The organism is Eubacterium sp. OM08-24 (assembly GCF_003438075.1).
Classification (GTDB): Bacteria; Bacillota; Clostridia; order Oscillospirales; family Acutalibacteraceae; genus Ruminococcoides.
On the sequence record NZ_QSTA01000002.1, the window covers coordinates 158,089 to 183,915 of the forward strand.

21 protein-coding genes are annotated in these 25,827 nt (G+C 41.2%); 10 read left to right on the plus strand and 11 right to left on the minus strand.

Annotation, left to right across the window (positions count from 1 at the left end; all coding sequences use genetic code 11):
- Positions 1 to 90 precede the first annotated feature (90 nt).
- Together DXC23_RS05750 and DXC23_RS05755 are read left to right on the plus strand one after the other, a co-directional pair.
- Entirely contained in the window at positions 91 to 1,944 is a 1,854-nt protein-coding gene (locus DXC23_RS05750; protein WP_158552457.1) for a bifunctional UDP-sugar hydrolase/5'-nucleotidase, read from the plus strand.
- 497 nt (positions 1,945 to 2,441) lie between these two features.
- The gene (locus DXC23_RS05755; RefSeq protein ID WP_147329128.1) at positions 2,442 to 3,260 is read left to right on the plus strand and encodes a DUF11 domain-containing protein; all 819 of its coding nucleotides are present in this window, start codon (positions 2,442 to 2,444) and stop codon (positions 3,258 to 3,260) included.
- A gap of 52 nt (positions 3,261 to 3,312) precedes the next feature.
- Here DXC23_RS05755 and DXC23_RS05760 read toward each other — a convergent pair whose 3' ends face one another.
- The 4 genes from DXC23_RS05760 to DXC23_RS05775 all read right to left on the minus strand — a co-directional run bounded on the left by DXC23_RS05760 (position 3,313) and on the right by DXC23_RS05775 (position 7,395).
- The gene (locus DXC23_RS05760; protein ID WP_158552461.1) at positions 3,313 to 4,329 is read right to left on the minus strand and encodes a CPBP family intramembrane glutamic endopeptidase; all 1,017 of its coding nucleotides are present in this window, start codon (positions 4,327 to 4,329) and stop codon (positions 3,313 to 3,315) included.
- A gap of 138 nt (positions 4,330 to 4,467) precedes the next feature.
- Positions 4,468 to 5,055: an energy-coupled thiamine transporter ThiT gene (gene thiT / locus DXC23_RS05765; RefSeq protein ID WP_117705207.1), complete on the minus strand. Its 588-nt coding sequence runs from the start codon at positions 5,053 to 5,055 to the stop codon at positions 4,468 to 4,470.
- A gap of 34 nt (positions 5,056 to 5,089) precedes the next feature.
- A complete protein-coding gene (gene nadC / locus DXC23_RS05770; protein WP_117705208.1) occupies positions 5,090 to 5,932 on the minus strand; it encodes a carboxylating nicotinate-nucleotide diphosphorylase in 843 nt (280 codons plus the stop codon).
- On the minus strand, positions 5,932 to 7,395 hold the full coding sequence (locus tag DXC23_RS05775; RefSeq protein ID WP_117705209.1) for an FAD-binding protein: 1,464 nt from the start codon (positions 7,393 to 7,395) through the stop codon (positions 5,932 to 5,934). The genes nadC and DXC23_RS05775 overlap by 1 nt, the downstream gene beginning before the upstream one ends.
- Before the next feature lie 154 nt (positions 7,396 to 7,549).
- Between DXC23_RS05775 and hflX the strand changes: the two genes are divergently transcribed.
- The 7 genes from hflX (at position 7,550) to DXC23_RS05810 (ending at position 12,510) form a co-directional block, all read left to right on the plus strand.
- Complete coding sequence (hflX, locus tag DXC23_RS05780) at positions 7,550 to 8,800, plus strand: GTPase HflX (RefSeq protein WP_117705210.1); 1,251 nt, start codon at positions 7,550 to 7,552, stop codon at positions 8,798 to 8,800.
- An 84-nt stretch (positions 8,801 to 8,884) separates the two neighbouring features.
- Positions 8,885 to 9,463, plus strand: a complete 579-nt coding sequence (locus DXC23_RS05785) for a phosphatase PAP2 family protein (protein WP_117705211.1) — start codon at positions 8,885 to 8,887, stop codon at positions 9,461 to 9,463.
- Positions 9,460 to 9,678 (plus strand): hypothetical protein, encoded by a 219-nt coding sequence (locus DXC23_RS05790; RefSeq protein WP_117705212.1) that lies wholly within the window; start codon positions 9,460 to 9,462, stop codon positions 9,676 to 9,678. The genes DXC23_RS05785 and DXC23_RS05790 overlap by 4 nt, the downstream gene beginning before the upstream one ends.
- A 32-nt stretch (positions 9,679 to 9,710) precedes the next feature.
- Positions 9,711 to 10,379, plus strand: coding sequence for a UDP-N-acetylglucosamine pyrophosphorylase (locus DXC23_RS05795; protein ID WP_117705213.1), 669 nt, complete (start codon positions 9,711 to 9,713; stop codon positions 10,377 to 10,379).
- Between the two features lie 139 nt (positions 10,380 to 10,518).
- Positions 10,519 to 10,872 carry a dihydropteridine reductase gene (locus DXC23_RS05800; RefSeq protein ID WP_117705214.1) on the plus strand — a complete coding sequence of 118 codons (354 nt, stop codon included), beginning with the start codon at positions 10,519 to 10,521 and terminating at the stop codon, positions 10,870 to 10,872.
- Between the two features lie 19 nt (positions 10,873 to 10,891).
- Entirely contained in the window at positions 10,892 to 11,497 is a 606-nt protein-coding gene (locus DXC23_RS05805) for a TetR/AcrR family transcriptional regulator (RefSeq protein ID WP_117705215.1), read from the plus strand.
- Positions 11,494 to 12,510, plus strand: coding sequence for a zinc-binding dehydrogenase (locus DXC23_RS05810; protein WP_117705216.1), 1,017 nt, complete (start codon positions 11,494 to 11,496; stop codon positions 12,508 to 12,510). The genes DXC23_RS05805 and DXC23_RS05810 overlap by 4 nt, the downstream gene beginning before the upstream one ends.
- Before the next feature lie 124 nt (positions 12,511 to 12,634).
- Here the strand turns inward: DXC23_RS05810 and DXC23_RS05815 are convergent, their stop codons facing one another.
- From DXC23_RS05815 to fba, 6 genes are all read right to left on the minus strand, one after another.
- Positions 12,635 to 13,114 carry a dCMP deaminase family protein gene (locus DXC23_RS05815; RefSeq protein WP_117705217.1) on the minus strand — a complete coding sequence of 160 codons (480 nt, stop codon included), beginning with the start codon at positions 13,112 to 13,114 and terminating at the stop codon, positions 12,635 to 12,637.
- 13 nt (positions 13,115 to 13,127) lie between these two features.
- Positions 13,128 to 14,471 carry a triacylglycerol lipase gene (locus DXC23_RS05820; protein WP_242997430.1) on the minus strand — a complete coding sequence of 448 codons (1,344 nt, stop codon included), beginning with the start codon at positions 14,469 to 14,471 and terminating at the stop codon, positions 13,128 to 13,130.
- A gap of 102 nt (positions 14,472 to 14,573) precedes the next feature.
- Positions 14,574 to 18,068, minus strand: coding sequence for a dockerin type I domain-containing protein (locus DXC23_RS05825; protein ID WP_117705218.1), 3,495 nt, complete (start codon positions 18,066 to 18,068; stop codon positions 14,574 to 14,576).
- Between the two features lie 80 nt (positions 18,069 to 18,148).
- A complete protein-coding gene (locus DXC23_RS05830; protein ID WP_117705219.1) occupies positions 18,149 to 18,826 on the minus strand; it encodes a hypothetical protein in 678 nt (225 codons plus the stop codon).
- A 162-nt stretch (positions 18,827 to 18,988) separates the two neighbouring features.
- Positions 18,989 to 20,872 carry a molecular chaperone HtpG gene (gene htpG / locus DXC23_RS05835; protein WP_117705220.1) on the minus strand — a complete coding sequence of 628 codons (1,884 nt, stop codon included), beginning with the start codon at positions 20,870 to 20,872 and terminating at the stop codon, positions 18,989 to 18,991.
- Positions 20,873 to 21,061: 189 nt separating this feature from the next.
- The gene (gene fba / locus DXC23_RS05840) at positions 21,062 to 21,928 is read right to left on the minus strand and encodes a class II fructose-1,6-bisphosphate aldolase (protein WP_117705221.1); all 867 of its coding nucleotides are present in this window, start codon (positions 21,926 to 21,928) and stop codon (positions 21,062 to 21,064) included.
- A 288-nt stretch (positions 21,929 to 22,216) separates the two neighbouring features.
- Here fba and DXC23_RS05845 point away from each other — a divergent pair, with 288 nt between their 5' ends.
- On the plus strand, positions 22,217 to 23,977 hold the full coding sequence (locus tag DXC23_RS05845) for a trypsin-like peptidase domain-containing protein (RefSeq protein WP_117705222.1): 1,761 nt from the start codon (positions 22,217 to 22,219) through the stop codon (positions 23,975 to 23,977).
- A gap of 621 nt (positions 23,978 to 24,598) precedes the next feature.
- On the opposite strand, the gene fliB is transcribed toward DXC23_RS05845, so the two are convergent.
- Positions 24,599 to 25,624 carry a flagellin lysine-N-methylase gene (gene fliB / locus DXC23_RS05850; RefSeq protein ID WP_117705223.1) on the minus strand — a complete coding sequence of 342 codons (1,026 nt, stop codon included), beginning with the start codon at positions 25,622 to 25,624 and terminating at the stop codon, positions 24,599 to 24,601.
- Positions 25,625 to 25,827: the final 203 nt, after the last annotated feature.

Genomic DNA, 25,827 nt, shown 5'->3' on the forward strand with positions numbered 1-25,827 from the left:
CTATTGAAATCATTTTACAATATGGTAAAATATAATCAATTAATAAGCAAAACAATATTATATCTAATGCAGTGTTCAAAAGGAGATAATATGAAAAAAGCAAAAAACAAAAAGGTATGCTGTATATTTCTTACAGCAGCTGTATTGTCGGGCATTTCCGTTTACAGCGTATCCGCAGAAGAAACGAAAACCGAAATTCATATTGTTCACACAAATGATATTCACGGTTATTACAAATCGACCTCAAACGGACAAATCGGATTTGACTCGCTCAAAACGATTGTCAGCAAAGAAAATGCAGATCTATTGCTCGATGCAGGCGACACATTTCATGGCCAGTCCTTTGCAACGGTTGAGAACGGCAAAAGTATAGCTGAGCTGATGGACGACCTTGGCTATGACGCTATGACCCCGGGCAACCATGATTGGTCATACGGCGCAGACCGAGTAAAGGAGCTTGACGAAAACAGCACATTTAAGGTTTTAGCCGCAAATGTTGTAGATGACAACGGCGACAGTTTCTTTGACAACACCTACTTTGTAAAGACCGTTACTGCCGATGACGGCACAGAGCTAAAGGTAGGTGTGCTCGGTGTTACAGACGAAAGTTTTTATACATCGACCGCATCTAAGAATGTGGAAAATGTGCGTTTCACAGAAGATACCGACAAAGCAAACGAGGTTGCACAAAAGCTACGCAATGACGAAAACTGCGACATAGTTCTTGCAATCACCCATAACAATAATCTTGATGATTTTGTAGCCAACACTTCGGGAATTGATGCCGTTATAGCAGGACATCAGCATATTCTCATTGATAAGGATTACACAAACAAAGACGGCAAGAGCGTTAGAGTTGTAGAGGCAGGCTATTATTTTTACGATGTAGGTGTGCTTACCCTTACATATGACAAAGAGCTTGGCGTTACACAAGCGTCTGAAAAAGTATATACCTCTGCCGAAACTCAGGATATGTCGGACGCCGACATTGCAGGAAAAATCTCTGCCATTGAAAAGCGTGAGGAAAGTGTGCTTAACGAGGTAATCGGCGAAAGCAAAAACGATTATCCTTACAGCTGGGAAGAAATACGCACAAGCGAACAGAAAATAGGCAGAATTGTTACAGCCGCTTACCTTGATTACACAGGTGCTGATGTAGCTATGGAAAACGCAGGCGGTATTCGCTCCGGTATACGCAAGGGCAATGTTACATATTCAGATTTAATTTCAATTTCACCGTACGGAAATGTGCTTATAGAAAAAGAGCTTACAGGCAGTCAGATTATGGATATTCTGAATTTTACCGTTGACCTTATGAAGGAAAATTCAGCGGTTTATGATCTGCAAAAAGAGGCAATTAAAAAAGGAGAAGACCCATATCAGTACAGCTGGCCGAATAACAGCGGTTCTGTAATGCAGTTCAGCGGCTTGAGTGCTGAATATAACTTTGCAAAGCCACAGGGAAACAGAGTTTCTAATGTTTTGATTGGCGGCAAACCGATTGACCTCAACAAGACTTACAAGGTCGTTTCTAACAACTATGCTTTTTCAAGCTCCGATTACGGTACTGCAAGCACACAGCCGATTGCAAAAGAATACACTACCTGCGAGCAGGCACTTCGTGACTATATTTCAAAGGGAAACTTTGAACAGGCGGCAGAAAAAGAAAATCTTCTTGCAAAAGCAGATGTAACAGAACCAACAACAGTGCAGCCTGCAACCGTTCAGCCTGCTACATCAGTTACATCACCTGCCTACACTGAACCGTCAACCGCTGCAACCACTACATCTATGGCAACCGCTGACAGCGCAGCTAAAGGCAACTCTCAGGATAACAATACCGTTAAAACTTCAGGCTATATTCCAACACTTGTTGCTTTGCTTGCCCTCGTATCCGGCGGTACATTTGCTGTATTAGTCGGCAAAAAGTGCAATAAAGATTGATATAAGCAGTAATAGCGATGTAACACACAAAGTTTAGTTTAATAAACTTAAAATTCAGGTCACCCCTTTTAAAGGGGTGCGGGTTCGGGCAGAGCCCGTGAAAGTTTCCTTTATATCTTACTTGCAGGCGCAAAAACAGCAAAGCTGTTTGCGTGCACCAAAAACTAAGTTTGTAAAAACAGGCGACAGCCTTTTAAAAAAAATAGTTAAAATAATGTGCCGTCATTGTTACACAATGACGGCACATATTATAAGAATATCTTTTCCTTTGTTGCCAGACCGAAAGTTAGTTAAACCATAATTTATTAAATTCTCCCAACATTATCATAGAACCTTTTTATATACATTATAATGTAACACTTTGCAGGTGCTGTCATACTATATACCAAGGGACAAGTAAAGTCCCCTGTAAAATAAATGATTTGCAAAATAAAAAATCATATAAAGCAAAAGAAAATAATTTTACGGATTATAACGAAAAGCAAGGCGGCGAAAATATGGCTATTATCAAAAACTCGGCAACGCTGACCTACAATAATGCTCAGACTGTAAACTCAAACGAAGTAGATACCGAAGTTCGGGAATCGCAGTCCGTTGCCATTGCAAAAGACGCTTTGCTGACAAATTATGTTCCGGGCGAGCCGGTCGGTTATGTTATGACTGTAACAAATACAGGAACAGGCAATCTTACCGGTATTACAGTATCGGATAATCTCGGCAGCGACACAGCCGCTAAACTGCTTGACTATATTGACGGTACGGCTGTTGCACGATTGTGGGCAACGGCAATTACACCGACAGTTACAAGAACAGATAATTCTCTCAGTATTTCAGGCTTTGGCGCACTTGCGGCAGGGCAGTCGCTTACAATAGCGCTGTCACTTCTTCCTTCTGCCGCACAGTCAGGCGAAATCACAAACACAGCTACGGTAACGGCAACTACTCCTCTTGCTACAACGGTTACCGCAACCGACACCGCAACAATAGCACCTGCACAGCAAGAACTTGTAACTCTGCTCAAAGCCGCTCCGTCAAGCGTTGCATCGGGAGGTATTCTTCCTTACACTCTCATTGCGCAGAATGAGGGTACGGTTGCCGCCGAAGGCATTATATTTACCGACACACTTCCTGTCGGCTACAAAGTAACGGGCATTGAGCTTACGGTAAACGGTCAGCCTACTGTTATATACAATGCTGATCAGTGGACGCAGGCCGAGAATGTTCTAAAATTCCCGACAGGCAATGCCGAACCGGTTACAATTCCGGCAGGCTCATTTGCAACAGCGATTATTACGGGTACAGCACCGACAATTTAAAACAAAGAATATAAAAACAGTGGTGACATTCACAAAATGTCACCACATTACTTTATCCGCCATACAAAGCGTTTACAACTGTTTCAAAAACAAGAATTACATAGGTAATAATAGTTACGGGTGCTGAAAAATACACACCGAGTTTTTTGCCGATAGAAATATTATATCTTCCCTTATATAAAGGAAAGCGGCCACGATGCTTTACAAGCTCAATAATCGAAAGGACTATTGCCGCAATAACTATGCCAAACACCAAAAGCCCGCTTAAACCTAAAACCGAAATCTGAGCAATGCGGCTTGATATATATTCGGGATTTGCGCCGATAATCTCATCGGTATCAATGCCGTTTGAGCAAAGCTGTTGAACCGCTGCTATGGAATTAATGACAAAGTGGACTATCATAGACGGAATTACCGAGCGTGTTTTTGCGTAAAGAGCGCAGGCAATAATGCCCATACCTGTTGCGTAAATGGTTTGAACGCAGTTTGTGTGCCATAAACCGAACGCAACGCCCGAAACAATGATTGCGAACCACTGCCCCATCGGCTCGTTGTTTCTGTAAATACTGCCCCTAAACAAAAGCTCCTCAAAGAGCGGAGCAAACAGAGGCAAGGCAACCACTGTTGTTATTATGCCAAAAGGCGAATCACCGAATGAAATATCGGTGGTATTAAGATTTATGCCGACCGACTCAAGTAATGAGCTTATAATTGACGATGAAAACGCAAGCGCATATGTTAAGCCGATTGCTATTATTACATATTTAATAATCCAACCGACAGGCTTTGCCGGTTTTACAAAGCAGGTTTTCAGCGAAAGACCTACCCTTTTGCCACGCAGTTCCGAAAAAATCAGAAGAATAAGCGGCATTATCACAAGGTAAATCAAGCAGTAGCTGATAAACATTTTAAAACCGTAATCGTTGCCGATGTCAGCGCCTTTAAGCAGGTCAAATATAAAATACACAAAATACGAGCACATCTGCGATAAAATCACAAAGCATAAAAGCGGCAGTGAGCTGTAATTTGAGAGTGTGCGTATTTCTCGGTTGATTAGTTTTTTATCCATTTGATTATCCTTTCTGATGAATTTTTGGGAACACCTAAAGTTTAAATTTTTAAAGCTAAGTTTTATGCTTTGACACAATTTTACCCATTCCATTCTAAACAAGCCTCCCTCATAAGAGGAAGGCTTGTTGCTTAAAACTTATTTCTCAGCTCGTCTGATTGGACCGAGCTTTTCACTTCCGAAATCAATTAAAAGTCCGAGTATAATTGCGCCTGCAATCAATATGCCAAATTTGGGGAGCATATACAAACCGTTGTATATAAGCGAATACAGCCAAACAGGCATACCGTCCGCAAAACCTGCCCACACGGTAATACCGCTTAAGAAATGGCACAAAAATCTCAACACGCTTGCAAGCAATGCGCCCAAAGCAAGTCCGACTGCCTGATTTTTAATACCTCTGAAAACTCCGCCCAGACCGATTACGCCAAAGGCAATAAGGTAGTCGAAAAAGAGAATCATAAGAGTTGCCTGCCAAGAAGTTGCATACGCAAAGTTTGACATACCGAAAAGCATCTGAATAAGTCCGTAGACAACACCTGTCAGACAACCTGCCAACGGCTTGTAACGATAACCGATAATCAAAATCGGCAGCATACTGCAAATCGTAATACTTCCGCCGTACGGAAACTCGATTTTTATCAGGCTCAATACAGTTGCAAGCGCAACCATAACCGCACATTCGCAGAGCATAATCACATTTTTATTTATTCCTGTTTTCTTCATTCTACTCTACTTTTCTTTATTATGTGTATAAAAATTATTTTGCGATTTTAAGCGAAATATCAAACGCTTTTACCGAGTGAGTAAGCGCACCCATTGAAATAATGTCAACGCCTGTTTCGGCAATTTCTCTTAAAGTTTCGTCTGTAATACCGCCGCTTGCCTCAAGCAATGCCTTGCCATTTGTAATCTCAACTGCCTCTTTCATAAGGGCAGGGCTCATATTGTCGAGCATAATAACATCAACATCAGCATCAAGTGCCTGTCTTAACTCATCAAGGTTTCTTACCTCAAGCTCAATCTTTGTCATATGACCGAGCTTTGTCTTGAGCTTGGCTACGGCATTTGCAATTCCGCCGCCTGCGTCAATGTGGTTGTCCTTGAGCATAGCCGCATCTGAAAGGTTGTATCTGTGGTTTCTTCCGCCGCCTACTGTTACCGCATACTTCTGCAATGCACGAAGTCCGGGGAGAGTTTTTCTTGTATCGGCAATAGATGCGTTTGTGCCCTTTACAATTTCAACGGCATTGTGAGTTGCGGTAGCAATACCGCTCATATGCTGAATAAGATTAAGCGCTGTACGCTCGCCTTTTAAGATTGTACGGGTTTTGCCGTGAATTTCCGCAATAATATCGCCCTTCTTGAGCACATCGCCGTCTTTTTTATAAACCCTAGCCTCAAAACCTGTCGGCTGTAAAATTTCAAAAACACGAAGTGCAATCTCAATACCGCAGAGTACGCCGTCGCTCTTTGCAAGGAATTTTGCGGTATCTTCCTGTTCCTCGTCAATGAGATAGTCGGTTGTGGTATCAAGGTAGTTAATATCCTCAAGCAAAGCTGTCTTTATAATGTTATCTGCATAAATACTGTTGATTAGCATTATTTAATGCCCTCCTTAAATTCTTCAAGAATAATACTTGCAACGATTGCAATACTTCTTGCCTCTACATAGTCAGATGTAACAGCAAAATCGTCCGATACAAGTTCGGAAAGAATCTGCTCAACCTTGTTGTAGCTTTCCTCTGCCTTTTCAGGCTTAGGAAGTACAAAATATGTATCCTGCAAAATCTCTCTTATCTGCGAACGGTAGCCATGCGGCAGTGCCTTGCCATCAATCGACTTTTTAAGCGGCTGTCTGCCGAGCGGCTTGCGCTCTTTTCTTAATCTTTCTGTAATTACATTTGCGGCTGTTCTTGAGAATACAAGTGCCTCAAGCAATGAGTTGCTTGCAAGACGGTTAGCGCCGTGCACACCTGTATGTGAACATTCGCCTGCCGCAAAAAGTCCCTCAATAGAGGTTTCTGAGTTTGTATCAACATCAATGCCGCCCATAAGGTAGTGCTGACAAGGGAATACGGGAATTTTATCTACCGTAATGTCTACTCCCTCTTCAAGGCAGCGCTCGTAAATCATAGGAAATCTGTTTTTAATAAATTCGGCAGGCTTGTGTGTAATATCAAGATAGAACTTTTCGCTGTGAGTTTTTATTGACTCTCTTATAACCGCATTAGACACAACATCTCTCGGAGCAAGCTCGCCTCTGCTGTCATAATCCGAGGCAAATCGTCTACCCTCGCAGTTAAGGAGAACAGCTCCCTCGCCACGAACAGCCTCACTTATCAAAAATCTTTCTCTGTCCTTTTCAGCCGCAAAAGCAGTCGGGTGGAACTGAACTCTTGAAAGGTGCTTGATTTTTGCGCCCATCATATATGCGAAAGCAATGCCGTCACCTGTGGCAATAGCCGAGTTTGTGGTGTATTTATAAACTCTGCCTATACCGCCTGTTGCAAGCAGACAGAAGTTACAGCCGTAGGTCTTGCTTTCGCCGTCCTTAACAACACTTACATAAAAGCCGTTAAGCACCTTGTCAATCGCATACACAAGGCAGTTGTCGAGAATTGTAATATTTTTGCGTGTCTTAACTACCTCAATAAGTGCGTCAACAATAGCCTTACCCGTTGAATCCTTATGATGCACAATTCTGTGTCTGCTGTGACCTGCCTCAAGAGTTTTGCACATTGTGCCGTCCTCGTTAAGGTCAAAGTCAACGCCAAGCTCCTTGATGTTCAGTACATCCGACGGGCCCTCCGTAACAAGTTTTTCTACCGCATCAAGAGTATTCTTGTATTTACCTGCAATAAGTGTATCGGTAATATGCAGCTTGTAACTGTCGTGAACAGTATCAAGCACTGCTGCCACACCACCCTGTGCCAAAGAGGAGTTGGAAAGCGTAAGTTCCTTTTTTGAAACGAGCAAAGCGTTAATATCCTCCGGCAGATTGAGTGCCGCATAAAGTCCGGCAGCACCTGTACCGACAATTATTACATCATATTTTTTATCCATTTGTAAAACCCCGATTATATAAATTTAATTTGCAAATAATTAATAGTAAAAATGTTGTTTACAAATTTATACCAATATATTATACTACTTATTAAAGGAATAGTAAATAAAATGTAAACAAAATCTTTTATTTTCTGATAAAAACGGTGAAATTATGGAAATGATAAGTAACGAAGAAAAAATTACGCAGGCTGTACTTGTCAGCGTTGACACAGGCGACTATGACGCAGAGGCATCTCTTGCCGAGCTAAAGGAGCTTGTAAAAAGTGCGGGTGTAGAACCTGTATTTACAGTCACACAAAATTTAAAGCGCCCCGAAACAGGCACTTATGTGGGCACAGGCAAATTGCAGGAAATTGCGGATATTTGCAAACAGCAGGAAATCGACTTGCTCGTGTTTGACTGCGAGCTTTCCCCTACTCAAATACGAAATATAGAGGCAGAAACCGACACACGAACCATTGACCGCACAATGCTTATTCTCGATATATTTGCTTTGCGTGCAAGGTCAAAAGAGGGCAAGCTGCAGGTAGAGCTTGCTCAGCTTAAATACCTTATGCCCCGACTTACAGGTAAGGGCGTGGCAATGTCACGACTTGGCGGCGGCATAGGCACAAGAGGCCCGGGCGAAACAAAACTTGAAACCGACCGCCGACACATCAGCAGGCGAATGGAAACCCTCAAGGCAGAGCTTGCCGAGGTGGAACAGCACCGCTCAATGCTGAGAAAGCGCCGAGAGAAAGACGGAGTTATCACCTGCGCTATTGTAGGCTACACAAACGCAGGAAAATCCACCCTTATGAATTATCTTACCGATGCGGGGGTGCTTGCTCAGGACAAACTTTTTGCAACTCTTGACCCTACATCAAGAGCTCTCAAGCTACCAAGCGGCGTTACGGTTATGATGATTGACACGGTAGGACTTGTACGCAGACTTCCGCACCACCTTGTTGAGGCTTTCCGCTCAACTCTTGAAGAGGCGGCTCTGTCAGACATTATTTTGAATGTATGCGATGCCTCGAGCGATGAGGCAAGAGTGCATATGCAGGTTACAACCGACCTTTTAAATTCACTCGGCTGCGGCGACACACCGATTATCACCGTACTAAACAAGTGCGACCTTTTGGAAGAAGAGAGTTTTCCGCAGGAGATAGGCTCATATGTCAAGATAAGCGCCAAAAACGGCACAGGCATTGACGACCTTTTAAAAGCTGTTGACGATAACCTGCCTGTAAGAGTAAAAAGAGTATCTTTGCTCATTCCTTTTGCAGACGCTGGCTTGGTTGCCGAAATCCGCAAAAATGCAACGCTTATCAGTGAGGACTATGTTGCCGAGGGCATTAAGGTTGAGGCAATCCTTGATGAAAAGCTGTATTCTAAAGCAGAAAAATATCTTATTGACTAAATTTATTGAAAAAACAAATGTCGTTTGCTATAATATGTTTATAAGCATATCAGCAAGCGGCATATAACATTTATAGGAGAAATTATGTCTTTTTTTGAAACAATCACTCCGTGGGACGCATCGGTTTTGCAGTCAATACAAGGCATAAAATGTGATTTTCTTGATACATTTATGGCTGTAATGAGCTTTCTCGGTGAAAAAGGTCTTATCTGGATTATACTCGGACTTACGCTCTGCCTTTTCAAAAAGACAAGGGCAACGGGAGTTATAATGCTTTGCGCAATGATTTTGGGATTGCTGCTCGGTGAGTTCGGCATAAAAAATATTATCTGCCGCCCCCGTCCGTTTGTAACCTACGACTTTACCGTAAACGGAATTACGCCGACAGGATTCAGCTTTCCGTCGGGACACACAACCTCGTCGTTTGCCGCTGCAACGGTAATTATCATACGCAAAGAAAAGTTCGCCGTTTTTACGGCTGTACTTGCTTTTCTCATTGCGTTTTCAAGGCTTTACAACTGTGTACACTATCCTACAGATGTAATCTGTGGTGTTGTACTCGGTATTGCGCTTGCAATAATAACTTGTCTTATATTTAAAAATTTCGGCTGGGATAACCGTCTTAACAAAAAGATTATTCGTAAAAAAGGTGATGTAAAATGACCGAACACAGATATTTAGGCAAAACCTCAAAGGACTACTTTGTAATAAGGGGAATTAATGTATTTAACGAAAGATGGTGCGGTACAGGCAAATGCGTTACCGTTACCTCGCCGCTTGACAAAAAGAGTTATGTTTTCTCGGAATACACAAGTGACGGAGTAAAGTTTATTGCAGGTAAGGACTCGTATGGATATTGGCTGTTTTTTGCAGCATAATTTGATTTTAAACCGAAAGGAAATAATACATAATGAATGAAAAAATGCTCATAAAAAATCTTTATGACCTCGACAAAACAATTGCAAAACCACTTCTTGAAACGCTCGACTATCCTTGGGAGGCACTTCCTAAAATCAAAGATTTTATAATCGAGCTCGGCAAAACTCTTGACCCTGAAATCTACGAACAGCGTGGAGAAAATGTATGGGTTGCAAAGAGCGCAACTATTTACCCATCTGCTCACCTCGGCGGCCCACTCATCATTTGTGAGGACGCAGAAGTAAGACACTGCGCATTTATCAGAGGCTGCGCAATCGTAGGCAAGGGTGCGGTAGTAGGCAACTCAACAGAGTTGAAAAACTCAATTCTCTTTGACGGAGTACAAGTACCGCATTACAACTACATCGGCGACAGTATTCTCGGCTACAAGTCGCACACAGGCGCAGGCACAATTACCTCTAACCTCAAGAGCGACAAGTCGCTTGTTACAGTTAATTGCGACAACGAAAAGGTAGAAACAGGCGTTAAAAAATTCGGTGCAATGCTCGGCGACCATGTTGAGGTTGGCTGTAACAGCGTATTAAACCCCGGCTCGGTAGTCGGCAGAAACACAAATATTTATCCTCTTTCATTTGTAAGAGGTTATGTAGAGGCAAACAGCATTTACAAGCGCCTCGGCGAAATTGCAGATAAAATCTGATAATAATTTGTTAATCTAAGCAGTCGCACAGTCGACTGCTTATTTTATATTTTGATTACAACACAAAGTGGCTTTTGTGTTGTTCTGTTTACGGAAAATCTCCTTTATAATAAAATCATCAAATAAAGGAGGTTCAATTATGAACACAGATAAAATTTATGCAGAACAGCTCGCAAACGAATATACACCAAAGGATACATCAAAGGTAGTAGCTCTTAAAAAGCTTGACGCAAAAGCAAAGCGCCCTGCCACAATTTTTACTTATACCTTGGGCATTATCTCGGCCTTGATTTTAGGCATAGGTATGTGCCTTACAATGGGACAGATTGGCGACAGTTCAACCGTTTCATTTATAATCGGAATTATACTTGGTGTTATTGGAATAATCGGCATAAGCGTAAACTACCCGATTTACAAAAAAATGCTTGCCAAGGGCAAACAGAAATACGCTTTTGAAATCGTACAGCTTGCAAAGGAAATCAGCGATAAATAAACAAAAAGAAGGTGCAGATATGAACAAATCAGAAAGCAAATATTTTAATACGGCAAAGAAAATGGATATTGCATTTCTTGAACTGCTTGAGCAAAAGGATTTTGAATACATAACCATAAAGGAAATTTGCAAAAGGGCAGGCGTAAACCGCTCGACTTTTTATCTGCACTATGAAACTATATCCGATCTGCTTTCTGAAAGCGTTGAATATATAAACAGGCATTTCCTTGATTATATGAAAATAAATTCGGTCGATTTTATGTCAAAGCTCAACGATTGCCCGATAGAGGAGCTTAACTTAATAACACCCGAATATCTTATCCCCTACCTTTCATATATAAAGGAGCACAAAAGCATTTTTAAAACCTCGGTTAAAAACGCAAGCGTGCTTAATCTTGACAAAAGCTACTCATTAATGTTCGAGCACATTTTCAATCCAATTATGAACAGATTTAAAATACCGCAGGAACGCAGAAACTACATTATGTCTTTTTACATAAGCGGACTTATGGCGATTATATCGGAATGGCTGAAAAGCGACTGCAAGGAGTCTGTTGAAAATCTCATTGCAATTATTGAAGATTGCGTTTTGCCTGACAACAAAGAAAACCGGAGGTCACAATGAAAACCGGAATTTATTTAGGAAAAGAAAATATTGAAATTAAAGAAACCGATATTCCGCAAGTCGGTGACAATGATGTGCTTATTAAAAATATTTATTCGGGCATTTGCGGAACTGATGTTGCTGTGTTTAACCACGGTAAAAATACAGGCCACAAAATAACCGTAGGCGGTGAATTTGGGCACGAAACAATCTCACGGGTTGTAAAAATCGGTAATAATGTAACCGAATTTAAGGTTTCGGAGCGTGTGTATCCGTACCCGCTTTATGCAAAGGGCGATACTCGCAGAGCAGGAACTATCGGCGGATTTTCGGAATACACACTTATTCCAAACGCTAAGCGCAACCACTCGCTTTATGATGTTGATGAGCGAATTTCTGACAAGCTCGCAAGTCTTATTGAGCCGTTTACGGTAGGCTGCAGAGCCGCAAGACGAGCAGTTAATTCAGGCATAAACAGCCACAGCGCAGCAGTATTCGGCTGTGGCACAATAGGTATTGCTGCGGCGGTTGCCCTTAAATATTTCGGTACTAAGCGTGTAATGATGTGCGACGCCTCGGACTTCCGCCTAAACATAGCCAAAGACCTCGGCTTTGAGGTATGCAATGTTTCAAGCGGCAATTTTGATTTGCACGCAAAAGAATATTTTGGTACAGCGCCGTCATTAACAGTCAAAACAGCAAATATTGATTGCTGGATAGATACCGCAGGCGCAGAAAATATTTTTGATGACTTTATGCAATACGGAAAAATCGAGAGTCATTTTGTTGCCGTTGCCGTAAACAAAGCTTTGCGCAAACTTGATTTGCTGCATATTACATATTCTCAAAAAAGCATTGTAGGCTCTGGCGGATATATGCCCGAAGATGTGCGTGATGTGCAAAAAATTATGGTAAGCGGTAATTGGAATTTGGAGAGTATAATTACCCACGAATTTCCGATTGACAAACTGAAAACCGCCTTGCAGACCGCAAGTGATGTAAACCACGCAGGCAGTGTTGTTATAAAATTTTAGTATTAAAGCCCTCGTGCAGCAGCGAGGGCTTTTTACATAGACTTTACAATACAGCTTGTTTTATATAATTATTGATGTATAATCAAATAGTAACATTTTATCGGATACAGCTTTTATATGTTTGTTATTTGTCAAAATCAACAGAAAGACTTTTTTTATCCGAGGTAAACTTACGGCACTTTACCCCTGCCGACTGCAACATTCTTTTTGATGCAACTGTCGCACTGCTGTCGGCATATTTATCGTAAAGATAAACCACCTCGGCAATGCCCGACTGAATAATCGCCTTTGCGCACTCGTTGCATGGGAAAAGGTCAACATAAAGTCTTGCACCTTTTAGGTTGTTTCCCCTCGCATTTAAAATTGCGTTAAGCTCGGCGTGTACTACATAATTGTACTTTGTGTCAATGCCATCTCTGCACCATGGATAATCGTCATCGGAACAGCCAAACGGAAAACCGTTGTAGCCTGTGGAAAGAATAATATTGTTGTTGTCAACAATGCAAGCGCCCACCTGCGTGTTTGGGTCTTTACTGCGCTTAGACGCAAGTATAGCCACGCCCATAAAGTATTCGTCCCACGAAATATAATCTTTTCTCTTCATCTTATCCTCCTTATCAGTAACCTCTTTTTTTCAAATCTGCAAGTATCTGCACATAAAATTCCCTTATGTCAAAGCCCTTAATATTCTCACGATTAAGGTCAATCATATCGCCGTGAGAAATACCTCGCTTGCCATTTGTGGTAATGTAAGTATATTTTGCACCCCAAGGGAATGAATTTTCCGAAACCAATCCGTCATTTGCGCCGTCAAAATATTTTACAAGATTGTACGAAAAATTAAGCGGAAATTTTCCGTTGCCTGCTCTGTTGAGCCTTGAGCCAAAGCTCTGATAATAAACCTTAGGCGAATCAAACACCTCGGTATTTAATTTATTGCAGTTTTCCTGAGTAAGATCAGTTACAGCCGCAATGAAGTCGGGATTTTTGTCACCAAATTTTTTCAAAGCTGCGTTGTATGCAGCAGCAATTTTATTTTTAACATTCGGAGAAACCTTTGTTAAAAGATAGTCGGCAAAGCCACAGCCACGATGCGGAGTATTAATAGTTGTGAGCGACGCTGTCATATTCTCAACACCATAACAGGCAATAGCTTTTCTGCAATCGAGTCCGCCCTTTGAATGGGCGATAATATTCAGCTTTTCACAGCCTGTTTCAGCAACGATCTGCTTTATTCGCTCGGCAAGCTGCTTTGCGCTTTCATCAACAGATGCAGCTGATTCGTGATTACCGTAGTAAATTTCCGCACCGTTTGCCGCCAGCTCGGCAGGAACTCTTCCCCAATAATTTAAGTAGGCACTGTCCCTGAAGAACACGCCATGCACAAGCAAAATCGGGTACTTTGTTTTGCAAATTTTTTGGCTGTTTCGGCTTTTGTCAAGCTCGGCTTTGTCAATTTCAAAATTAACCTCGCTCATAGTTATTTTTATAATTATGCCAAGGCAAACAAGATTTGCAATCGGAATAAATCCGCACAGCAAGCCGATTACCCTATGCTTTATGCCAAGCTGAACCGATGAGCAGTAAACGGAAATTATGCCGTTCCAAAACAAAACGAACTCCGCAAGCACCGCACAGCCAAGGGATATTGCCCATTTTATCCAACTGTCGGGCAGCATTTGAAAAGCCGAGTAAACATAAATCCCGCACGAAAGCAGAGTTGTTATTAAAAATTGCAAGAGCAATTCACTGCCGTGTGCAATCATTCTGAATTTAAAAGACGGATAGCCGCCTTTTGCAACAGACGGAAAAACATTTGCAAGCACAAAAAGCATAACTCCGAAAAATGACAAATACCATTTTTCAAGCACCACAGAAAGCAGCATAGAGTTAATGCCAAACATAAGCACAACGCAAAGCAGCACTCTGTAAAAGAATGTAAATACTTTGGATTTTTTCATTAAATCACCTGTTTTTATAATAACACGCACACACGAAAATTGCAACAAAAAGTAAATAAGACATAGCAAAAGCGGTCACTGCAATTAGCGACCGCTTTTTAATCATCTTAAACTTAATGCCCCAAGCTCTGTTACATACCCTGCAATGTATTGTTGAAGTAGGGTTACATCCAAAACATCAACATAGCCGTCATTATTGACATCTGCAAGCTCTGCCTGCTCGCTTGATAAATTAATTAAATCAACATTATATTTCATAATCAAAGTTACATCATTTACATCAACCTTGCCGTTCATATCAACATCTCCAACCATTATGTTGCCGATTGTAAATGCTTTTTCAACAGTTCCGCTGTAATTACCAATACCGCTGATAATAGCAGTGGCAGTGCCGACAGAAGTGTTATTTTTGAATGTTACGGTATAGTCCTTATCCTTAACAAGGGCAATGCCGTTGTTTTCGAGTATCATTTCGGGAACAGCCGCCTTGCCGGAGTACTCGCAGTTTTTAACAACAATTTTAGGAATTGTTGAAATATCGCACCTTGTAATATCAAACCAGCAAATATTTCTTCCTGTGAAATTGCCTATACCCTTAATTACAACAATACCTATGCCCACATTGAGGTTGTTTTGGTATTCTACGGTATAATCAACATCTTTCGCTAAGGTGTAGCCGTCCATTGTTACTGCAACATCAGGCTGAATTTCCTTGCCCGAATACGGCACCGAGTTAATGCTCGAAACCTTGCAGTCATTCACATCAACAGTGTTAATTGTAAAGGTCTTTGTAGTGTATCCTACAAAATCACCCTTGCCCACTATTGTGTATGTATATTCGCCGGCGTTTTTAGCCTCGTATGCACCTGTAAGTGTGTAGTCAATGCCCTCGTACAGGGTGTAATCGTTTACCTTTACAACAGGCTTAACAGCTTGCGTTTTTCCGTTGTAAGTAAGGTTTTCGGCAGTTACCTCTGCGTTGCTCAGGCTAATTTGTGTAATGCTTGCCACAAACTCATACGGTGTATCGCAATCTGCCTTTGGAGTGTAGGTTACAGATATATTGCCGTTAGCGTCAGCCCGTACCTGATCTACATACAAAACATTATCATCTGTTAAGAGCTTATCGACATTCTTATTTTTTAATGAATAAAAATTATAAATACCGTTTTGTGTGTAGCCTGCAAACTTAGCGGTATGCTTAGAGGATGACGCACCTACGGGTTCGAGTGCCTGCTTTGCCCTCAGCACCTTAGTATGGTCATAAATTTGAATAGCAACAGGCGAGGCTTTGCTTGAGGTACTTCCGTTGCCAAGCTGTCCGTATTCGTTATCTTCCCAGGTGTATACCGTACCGTTATTTTTTAAGGCTATTGTATGGGAACCGCCAGCACTGCTTACAACATTACTCATTATTTTTATCGGAGTATAGCTGTTTTTTATGCTTCCGTTGCCAAGCTGTCCGAAATAGTTATCTCCCCAGGTATACAGTCCGCCGTCCTTGGTTATTGCCGCACTGTGGTTGCCGCCAAGACTTACTGCCGCCACTTTTTCCATTATTTTTACCGGAGTACTTCTGTTTGTTGTGTTTCCGTTGCCAAGCTGTCCGCAATTGTTATTTCCCCACATATACAAACTGCCGTCCTTGGTTACTGCCGCACTGTGATTATAGCCAAGGCTTACCATCGCTACATTCTCCATTATTTTTACCGGAGTGTAGCTGTTTGTTGTGCTTCCGTCGCCAAGCTGTCCGTAATAGTTATCTCCCCACATATACAGACTGCCGTCCTTGGTTATTGCCGCACTGTGATAGTCGCCAAGGCTTACCGTTGCTACATTTTCCATTATTTTTATCGGAGCATAGCTGTCTGTTGTGCTTCCGTTGCCAAGCTGTCCGCTACCGTTATATCCCCACATATACAGACTGCCGTCCTTGGTTACTGCCGCACTGTGAATGCCGCCAAGGCTTACAGTCGCCACATTTTTCATTATTTTTATCGGAGTATAGCTGTCTGTTGTGCTTCCGTTGCCAAGTTGCCCGCAATAGTTAGCTCCCCACATATACAGACTGCCGTCCTTGGTTACTGCCGCACTGTGATAATAGCCAAGGCTTACCGCCGTTACATTTTCCATTATTTTTATCGGAGTATAGCTGTCTGTTGTGCTTCCGTTGCCAAGCTGCCCGTATCGGTTATATCCCCACATATACAGACTGCCGTCCTTGGTTACTGCCGCACTGTGCTCATCGCCAAGACTTACCGCCGCTACATTCTTCATTATTTTTACCGGAGTGTAACTGTTTGTTCTGTTTCCGTTGCCAAGCCGTCCACCTCCGTTAGATCCCCACATATACAAATCGCCGTCTTTTGTAACCGCCGCCGAGTGATTGCTACCTGCCGCTATTGGGGCTATTTCGCCTGTCGGGGTAAAGTCGTAATCCGTATTACCCTGTGAACCGCCAAACACAAGTTCAGCCGATGTTGCCGCATTATTTACGGTTAAAACGGTTGACTCCGCCTGACCGCTATATGAGGCGGTAATACTATGGTTGCCGTTAGGTAAATATAATATCGCAATGCCGTTGGAGTCGGTTGTTTCTGTACCGTTTACAGTAGCACCACTTACAGGCTTTTTGCCTTTATCCCTTACCGCAACCGTTACCTTGTATGTAATATGCGGGCAGGTGGTAAAACCAAACTGATTATAATCAAATGAATAGTAAAAGTCGCCGCCCTTATAGCTTTTAGATGCCGACCACTCAAACTTTAGCTTATCTGAATTAAAAAACTTTGCATAAACGCTTATACCTTTTATATAATTTATTTCACCCTTAAGACAGGTGCCGCAATCGTGCTTATAGTCCTCGTTATTGCCCGTTTCTGCAAACTCGGCACTTATTTCAGGCCCTATTTTTCCCGAAATTCCGCCCTCCGCAACAGCGCCGAGCAGCTTTACTTTGCCTGTAACCTTTAAGCCGATAAACAGCTTTCCTTTTACCTTTAGCTCTGTTTTTATTTCTGCCGCTTTGCTTAAATCTTTATAGCCCTCACTGCTTGACACACTAAAGCCGAATTGAGTTTCAACAGAAGCACCAAACGATACTTCAATTTCACCCTCAAAAGAAACAGCCGGCTCTATTGATATGTATAATCCCGGAACAGGAGATACTCCGTACTCGCCCAAACTAAAATCGTGCGAAAACATAGTTGCCGACACGCTGATTTCTACACCCAAGGATTGCTTTGATATAAGTTCAAGGTACTGATAGCTGAGAGATACATAAACCTTTGCCGAAACCGAAAGTCCAAAGCTCAATGAGCCTGTTACAGAAATGGTATCATTAGGGGAATAATTAATCGCAAACCCCGTAGAAAATGCTGCCGAAGCCTCCATATCCACCGCTCTTGAGGTTCTGCTCCTGCTTGACGCCTCTTCAACCTTTAACTCATCACTGAGGTTTGAATCGTCATATGTAAAATCCGACTTTTTAGCGGTACTGTCTATCTTTACATAATCGAATACCTCGTCAAGTTCGGTATCCGCACCTGTAATAGTTGCAGTTGTGCCGTCTATGGTGATATTTGCAATTTTTACCACAAGTGCGTCGCCGTCACTGTAATTATAAGAGAAAATATCGCCCTCATTAAGAGAAGAAATACTCTCGTCTATATTTTCGATTACATAGGTTTTTGTGGTATCGTCACTTTTTGTAACCTTGTTTTTATCGCCGAATCATCAACAAGTTTTACATCTCCATTATAAACAGCAAAGTTATTATCGTCTTCGTTATCGAAATTAAGCACTTTGTTCTCGTCAAAGTCATCGGTAGTTTTTGCAAGAAATTCCTGCATTTCCTTTGTATACATCGGTGAAGAATAAGCGGTACACAAAGGCTTGTTTGTAACTGTGTCAATAAGATAACCCTTTACATAAAAGTACTGTGGCATATTCTCGGTATCAAGGGTAACATTTCTCTCGGTTTCACCCTTTTTTACCTCTGTTGTGCCTGTTGCAATAAGTGTGTCGCAGTTCTCGTTGTAAATAGCCACAAGCAAGGTTGCGTCAACAATGGTTTCAAACGAAATTACGGCATTGTTGCCCGAAACTGCAACAGAAAATACATTACAGCCATTGTTCTCCTCCGTTTCTTCGTTTTTATCTTCAATTTCATTCGCAAGCATTGCGCCCACCGAGCTTGTACCCTGAACGGATAGGTTGTTCTGAATGCTTGCATTCTGTGCGCTTGCATTTTCATCATTTGTTACCGCACTTACACTAACTGTAAATACCGAAAAAATAATTGTAGCTACAAGTGTAATTGCCAAAAATTTGCTTAAAAATTGTTGCCTTTTCATAATATCCTCCTCAAGCCTTATTTTAACATTATTATACAATATAAAAATATATGTTTCAATATATTTGTTGTAATTAACCGTTTTGATGTAAAAATTAACATAAAAACTCCCGTTTAACCATAATCAGTCGGTTAAACGGGAGTATAAATTCAAAATATTAAATTACACCATAAGACTGCAAACAAGGTCTGCGTATTCGCCCGGATTTTCGATTGGAAGTCCTGCTATGAGGAGTGCCTGATTGTAGAGAAGTTCTGCGTACTTCTTTGCTTTTTCAATGTCTGTCTGCACTGCGCTTTCCATTGCCTTTACAGCCGAGTGGTTCATATTAAGCTCAAGAACTCGCTGAGCTTTCATACCGCTGTCAGGCTGAACTGCGTTGAAGTACTTTTCCATTTCAAATGAAATTCCGCCCTTTGCGGTAAGGCAAACAGGGTGAGAAACGAGCTTTTTAGATGCAACAACTTCGCTGACCTTATCGCCGAGAGTTTCTTTTACAAATGTAAGGATTGCACTGCTGTCCTTTTCTTCCTCTTTGTTCTCGTCATTCTCAATGCCGAGGTCATCGTTTGTTGCCGAGCAGAATTTCTTATCCTTATACTGCATAAGTGTTTGGAGTGAGAACTCGTCAATTTCCTCTGTGCAGTAGAGAATTTCGTAGCCCTTTGAGCGCAAAAGCTCTGTTTGCGGGAGATTGTCGATTGATGAAATGTTCTCGCCGACAGCAAAGTAAATAAACTTCTGATCCTCTTTCATTCTGTCAACATACTCAGAGAGGGTTACGAGCTTTTTCTCTGTTGAGGAGTAGTACATAAGCAAATCCTGCAATTCCTCTTTGTGCATACCGTAATCGGATGCAACACCGTACTTGAGCTGTCTGCCAAAGGCATTGAAGAATTTTTCGTAATTTTCTCTGTCATTTGCGAGCATTGAGGTAAGCTCGTTTTTAATCTTCTTTTCAATGTTCTGAGCAATGGTTATAAGGTGGCGGTCATGCTGGAGCATTTCTCTTGAAATATTAAGCGAGAGGTCTGCACTGTCTACAATACCCTTTACAAATCTGAAATGCTCAGGCAAAAGCTCCTCGCAGTTATCCATAATAAGAACACCGCTTGAGTAGAGCTGAAGTCCCTTTTTGTATTCCTTTGTATAGTAATCGTAAGGTGCCTGTGACGGAATGAAAAGCAATGCCTTGTATGTAACAACACCCTCTACGGAAGTTACGATTGTACGCAAAGGCTTGTCCATAGCCATAAACTTTTCACGATAAAAATTATCGTACTCTTCCTGCTTAACATCTTTCTTGGCTCTCTGCCAAATCGGGAGCATACTGTTAAGAGTTTCGGTTTCTGTGTAGTCCTCATATTCAGGCTTGTCGCTGTCCTTAGTTTCTTCCTTAACTCTGCTGTGAGTCATATCCATCATAATAGGATAGCGGATATAGTCGGAATATTTCTTAATAAGTCCCTGTATTCTGTACTGCTCAAGGAACTCGTCATAGTTTTCTTCATCGGTATTGTCTTTAATCTCAAGCACAATAGTTGTACCGATTTCATCTCTCTCGGTTTCTGTGATTTCGTAGCCGTCTGCGCCGTCAGATTCCCACTTGTAAGCTGTGTCACAGCCGTATTTCTTAGTAACAACGGTAATTTTCTTTGCTACCATAAAAGCTGAGTAAAAGCCGACGCCGAACTGACCGATAATGTCAATATCGTCCTGCTTTTCGCTCATTTCCTGCTTAAACTTATATGAACCCGAAGATGCGATTGTACCAAGGTTGTTTTCAAGGTCATCCTTATCCATACCAATACCGTTATCGGTAATGGTAAGCGTGCGGTTTTCCTTGTCGGGCTTTATAAAAATTTTAAAATCTTCTCTGCTCATATTCAGCTTATCATCTGTAAGCGCAATAAAGCAAAGCTTGTCGATAGCGTCGCTTGCGTTTGAAATAAGCTCTCTGAGGAAAATCTCCTTATGAGTATAAATTGAATTAATCATCAGGTCGAGAAGTCTTTTTGACTCTGATTTAAATTCTTTCTTAGCCATAAAATTACTTCCTTTTTAATTAATAATGCGTACTACATTCTTTCGTACTAATATTATATTATACATCAAATTGCTTATTTTTTCAATAGATAAAGTGGTGGTTATGTGTAATATTGTCTGCACACAAAAAACCTCCGCCATAAGACGGAGGTTTGAATTTGCGAAAATATTGTAAGATAATATATAAAATTAAGCCTTACCAACTGAACCGAAGAGTTCCATTTTCTCTTTAACAGTAGCCTTGATAGCCTCTGCGCCCGGAGCGAGGAGCTTTCTTGGGTCAAAGCCCTTGCCCTCTAAGTCCTTGCCTGCCTCAACATACTTTCTTGTAGCATCAGCAAATGCGAGCTGGCACTCTGTGTTTACATTGATCTTTGAAACGCCGAGTGAAATAGCCTTCTTGATCATATCAGCAGGGATACCTGTACCGCCGTGGAGTACGAGTGGCATATCGCCTGTGAGCTGCTGAATAGCGTCAAGAGTTTCAAAGCTAAGACCCTGCCAGTTTGCAGGATACTTACCATGAATGTTACCGATACCTGCTGCGAGCATTGTTACGCCGAGGTCAGCAACCATTTTACATTCCTTAGGATCTGCGCACTCTCCCATACCGATAACGCCGTCTTCCTCACCGCCGATTGAACCAACTTCAGCCTCAAGTGAAAGACCGAGAATGTTACAAGCAGCTACGAGTTCCTTTGTCTTAGCAATGTTCTCTTCGATTGGATAATGTGAACCGTCAAACATAATTGAGCTGAAACCAGCCTTGATGCAAGCCTTAGCGCCTTCGTATGAACCGTGGTCGAGGTGAAGAGCAACAGGAACAGTAATGTTAAGCTCCTCGAGCATACCGTTTACCATACCAACAATTGTCTTATAACCGCACATATATTTACCTGCGCCCTCAGATACACCGAGAATTACAGGTGAGTTAAGCTCCTGAGCAGTTAAAAGAATTGACTTTGTCCACTCAAGGTTATTGATGTTGAACTGACCAACTGCATAGTGGCCTGCTTTTGCTTTTGTAAGCATTTCTTTAGCGTTTACTAATGGCATATTAATCTTCCTTTGTAGTAAATTTTCGGAACAAAAAGCATAGTCGCTCCGAGTTACTTTTATTATACAATAAAACTTTTCAAATATAAAGCCTTTTGCAAAAGTTTTTTGCTTTTTTGCAGAAATTACAGGAAAATTCTCGGAATATCACCTAATTTTCAACATACACTCACATAAGCATGATATAATTTTGTTGCTTTTAAAGCGATAAAGATATATAATTATTAAAGCAAAGTAAATTTGAAATACTTGCAATCAGGCAAATTGCCCTGATAAGGAGATATTTTTATGGATAATAATTTTAATAATAATCAGTTTGAGCCTGAAAAGCCATTTACAGAAAAGCCAAACGAGCCACAGCCTGCTCCTGTTTTTGAAAACGAAAACGAGGACGGTGCAAAGGCTGTTGACAATGCAGGCGAAAATGCACAGCAGTTTTACGATGAACCGCAAAATAATTACGAAAGCGCCTTTCCGCAAAATCAGCCTCAGCAAAGCAATTTTGCACAGCAAGCGCCGAATTTCAGACAGCCGCAGCAAAACGGATATTATCAAAACAACGGCGGCAGACAGTACAACCAAAATTATAATCAGCCGTACGGTCAGCCTGTAAATCCGCAGCAGCCGTACTATCCGCAATACGGCAATCCGCAGGCAAACGGCAGAGCGCCGTATCAGCAGCCGCAACCGCAATACAGACAGCCGCAGTATCCGCATTATCAGCAGTACCCTCAGTACGGACAGCAAAATTATCAAAATTCAAACTTTAATCAGCAACAGTATCAGCCGTACACACAGCAGGGTGCGCCTGTTAATTATTCAAATACATATGCTCAGCCGCCAATACCAAATATTCCACGCAAAAAAATGTCGCCAGGCATAATCGTAATAATAGTTGTGCTTTCAATTCTTTGTGTGGGCAGTCTATGTGGAATTGTTGCATCGATAGCGGCAAATTCGTCAAAATCAAATAATTTCAGCAACAGCTACACATTCACACTCCCGAGTGACAGTCCGTACTTTAACAACAACTCAAGCACTCAGGATCATAGCGAATCGGATTACAGCAACAAAACAAATCCGTCTTACGAGGGAATTGATTTAAAGGCTAAGCCGAGCGACACTAAAGATTCAAAATACAACACAGAGTACGCAAGCAACGAAATCACAGACTCAATCGTAGGTGTGCTTTGCTACTCGGACGAAATTACAGACGATTCGCAGTGCACATCGCAGGGCAGCGGAATTATTATTACTTCAGACGGATATGTGGTAACAAACTCTCATGTAATCGGCAACAGCAAAACACTTTACCTTATACAAATCGTCACCTCAGACGGCAAGCAGTATAAAGCAGGTGTGGTTGGTTACGATACACGCACAGACCTTGCACTTCTTAAAATGGACGATGCAAGCGGTCTTAAAGCCGCAAACTTTGGCAACTCAAAAGATGTTGCACTTGGTGAAAATGTAATTGCTATCGGAAATCCGGGCGGAATTAAGTACAGCAACTCAATTACTCAGGGCATTGTTTCTGCCGTTGACAGACAGAGCAGTATTACAACAAATGTAAAATTCATTCAGACAGACGCAGCTATAAATCCGGGCAATTCGGGTGGTGCGCTTGTAAATATGTTCGGACAGGTAATAGGCGTTTCATCATCAAAAATTGCCGCTACCGATTACGAAGGAATGGGTTTTGCTATTCCGTCAGCTACTGTAAAAGATGTAATTGACGATATTATGAAATACGGCTATGTGCAGGGCAGAGTAATGATTGGTGTTGTAGGTGAGAATGTTCAGAGCCGTGGAAATATTCCGGCAGGCATTGCAATTTACAGCATAGACGAGGACGGTCCTTGCGGCAATACAGAATTAAAGCAAAACGATATTATCACCGGTGCAGACGGCAAAAAAATATCTAACTTTGCAGAGTTTTACGATGTACTCGAAAGCCACAAAGCAGGCGATAAGCTCGAGCTTGAATATTACCGCACCTCTGACTCAAGCACTGGCAAGGTAACAATTACATTGCAGGAAAGCAAGTAATAAAAATCAATAAATTCAAAAGACCGCTTTCAAATGATAGCGGTCTTTTTTCTTTACCAAAAATGCTAAATTATGGTTTACCACATAAAGTTTAGTATAATAAATTCAAAATTTAGGTCAACCCTTTTTAAAGGGTTGCGGGTTTGGGCAGAGCCCATAAAACATTAAAAACACACTGATTTTTAATAAAAACAAATGGTTGAATTTATATCATAGGATAAATAAACCTTAGATTGTTCAAGACCTTAAAATAAAACAAAAGTCAAGATTAATAAGTGGCAGAAAGTAAGAAAGTCACACTTTAGCGGTCTTAGAGAAAAGATAATATAAAGGATGCAAAAGTTTGCGTGTGTGGCTAATTTGCCCTTAAAAAGTGGCAAATTAGTAGTTTTAGTAGCGTAGCTTTTCTTTTTGTTGCTGTCGCATTGGCTCTCGCCATTATGTTCAATTCGCCAAACAGCTTGCTGTTTGGCTATCAGAATTTGCAATAACATAAAGTATTTGTGGGCGTTGCCCACACCCACAACCTTTGAAAAGGTTGACCAAACTTTTACATTCGGGACAGAAACATTTTCTTTTGCCGTACTTTGTTACCCGACCGAAAATCAGCTAAACCATAATTTAAGAATTAAAAAATTTTTCCCTCAGATATTCAATATTTTCATAGGAATGTTCAACCTCTTTTGAATAAAGTCCTATTATTCTATGCCTTTGTTCAATATTAAGTCCGCCATTATTCACAAACAAAAATAATTGCAGGATATACGCAGATTTTACCGCAAGCAAAATAAGGCTAAAGCACTCTGTAACATCGTAGGTAACAATAGAATTAAGAAAATATCGGTAAACATAATAATACATTAGATTTTTGTATTCGTAATCATATTCGCCTATATACTCGCTAAAACGCAAAATATCTTTGCTGTCTGCTTTATATTTTTCTGCCCTTTCAAGCAAGGCTTTCCACTCGTCTGTCATAATATCAAGCTGCAAAAGCAAGTCTATTGTCTGCTTGTAGTCAGCAATAAAGCCGTTTTCGTCAAACTCTGTTTCAGCCTCATACTCCACTCCGTCAAGCGCAGACTGCACCTCAATGCAGATTTTATATATCATATCCAGGCAATCAAAAATGCCATTGTTGTCATTGCCAAGTCCAGAAAAAATCTTCTCCCTTGCGCTATACAGCAAATCCATTACCTCAGTATCATAGTCGCAAGGCTCAGCGATTTTTTCATCTTGTGTAACAATCAACTTTTGCATTGCGCCCTTTTTCAGCATAAGTCGGAGTGCTTCGGGACAAGCGAGCGAAAGTATTTTTTCTTGAAATTTCGAGTAGTCAAGAATAATTCTCGGAAATCTTTTGCAGGTTTCACAAAGCGAGTTTTCGCCGAGGTTTATATAAATATCGCACAACATATTCTTATTCCAAAATGGACAACGGCTATTGTCAAGGGTAAAAATCCTGTCGCCATCTGAATCTATCGTCATAACATTTCTCAGTTTTTCGCCAATTTCGCCCTCGGCGTTTTTATACTTTAAATAGCTGTCATCATCAACCACAACATCCCATTCCTTGCAGCAGCTGTCGGGACATTTATTTGCAATACATTTAAAATTCCTGTAAAATTCGTGGTAAGCAATTTTCATAGTGTACCTCTCGCATTTATTTTTAGTTCTATTCTATGTTGGAGTAATATTAATAATGGTTTAGCACACTTTCGGTCGGGCAAAAAAAGTAACAAAAAGCCTAAACTTTCCGTCCCGAAGTTAAAATTTATAAAACTAAACTTTGTGTGTTAAGCCACAATTTACCCAACTTTTTGATAAAGAGCCCAATTTTTCAACATCAG

Coding starts and splice junctions, on each gene's coding strand:
- DXC23_RS05750 (WP_158552457.1), top strand. CDS start 91: ATGAAAAAAGCAAAAAACAAAAAGGTATGCTGTATATTTCTTACAGCA.
- DXC23_RS05755 (WP_147329128.1), top strand. CDS start 2,442: ATGGCTATTATCAAAAACTCGGCAACGCTGACCTACAATAATGCTCAG.
- DXC23_RS05760 (WP_158552461.1), bottom strand. CDS start 4,329: ATGGATAAAAAACTAATCAACCGAGAAATACGCACACTCTCAAATTAC.
- thiT (WP_117705207.1), bottom strand. CDS start 5,055: ATGAAGAAAACAGGAATAAATAAAAATGTGATTATGCTCTGCGAATGT.
- nadC (WP_117705208.1), bottom strand. CDS start 5,932: ATGCTAATCAACAGTATTTATGCAGATAACATTATAAAGACAGCTTTG.
- DXC23_RS05775 (WP_117705209.1), bottom strand. CDS start 7,395: ATGGATAAAAAATATGATGTAATAATTGTCGGTACAGGTGCTGCCGGA.
- hflX (WP_117705210.1), top strand. CDS start 7,550: ATGGAAATGATAAGTAACGAAGAAAAAATTACGCAGGCTGTACTTGTC.
- DXC23_RS05785 (WP_117705211.1), top strand. CDS start 8,885: ATGTCTTTTTTTGAAACAATCACTCCGTGGGACGCATCGGTTTTGCAG.
- DXC23_RS05790 (WP_117705212.1), top strand. CDS start 9,460: ATGACCGAACACAGATATTTAGGCAAAACCTCAAAGGACTACTTTGTA.
- DXC23_RS05795 (WP_117705213.1), top strand. CDS start 9,711: ATGAATGAAAAAATGCTCATAAAAAATCTTTATGACCTCGACAAAACA.
- DXC23_RS05800 (WP_117705214.1), top strand. CDS start 10,519: ATGAACACAGATAAAATTTATGCAGAACAGCTCGCAAACGAATATACA.
- DXC23_RS05805 (WP_117705215.1), top strand. CDS start 10,892: ATGAACAAATCAGAAAGCAAATATTTTAATACGGCAAAGAAAATGGAT.
- DXC23_RS05810 (WP_117705216.1), top strand. CDS start 11,494: ATGAAAACCGGAATTTATTTAGGAAAAGAAAATATTGAAATTAAAGAA.
- DXC23_RS05815 (WP_117705217.1), bottom strand. CDS start 13,114: ATGAAGAGAAAAGATTATATTTCGTGGGACGAATACTTTATGGGCGTG.
- DXC23_RS05820 (WP_242997430.1), bottom strand. CDS start 14,471: ATGAAAAAATCCAAAGTATTTACATTCTTTTACAGAGTGCTGCTTTGC.
- DXC23_RS05830 (WP_117705219.1), bottom strand. CDS start 18,826: ATGAAAAGGCAACAATTTTTAAGCAAATTTTTGGCAATTACACTTGTA.
- htpG (WP_117705220.1), bottom strand. CDS start 20,872: ATGGCTAAGAAAGAATTTAAATCAGAGTCAAAAAGACTTCTCGACCTG.
- fba (WP_117705221.1), bottom strand. CDS start 21,928: ATGCCATTAGTAAACGCTAAAGAAATGCTTACAAAAGCAAAAGCAGGC.
- DXC23_RS05845 (WP_117705222.1), top strand. CDS start 22,217: ATGGATAATAATTTTAATAATAATCAGTTTGAGCCTGAAAAGCCATTT.
- fliB (WP_117705223.1), bottom strand. CDS start 25,624: ATGAAAATTGCTTACCACGAATTTTACAGGAATTTTAAATGTATTGCA.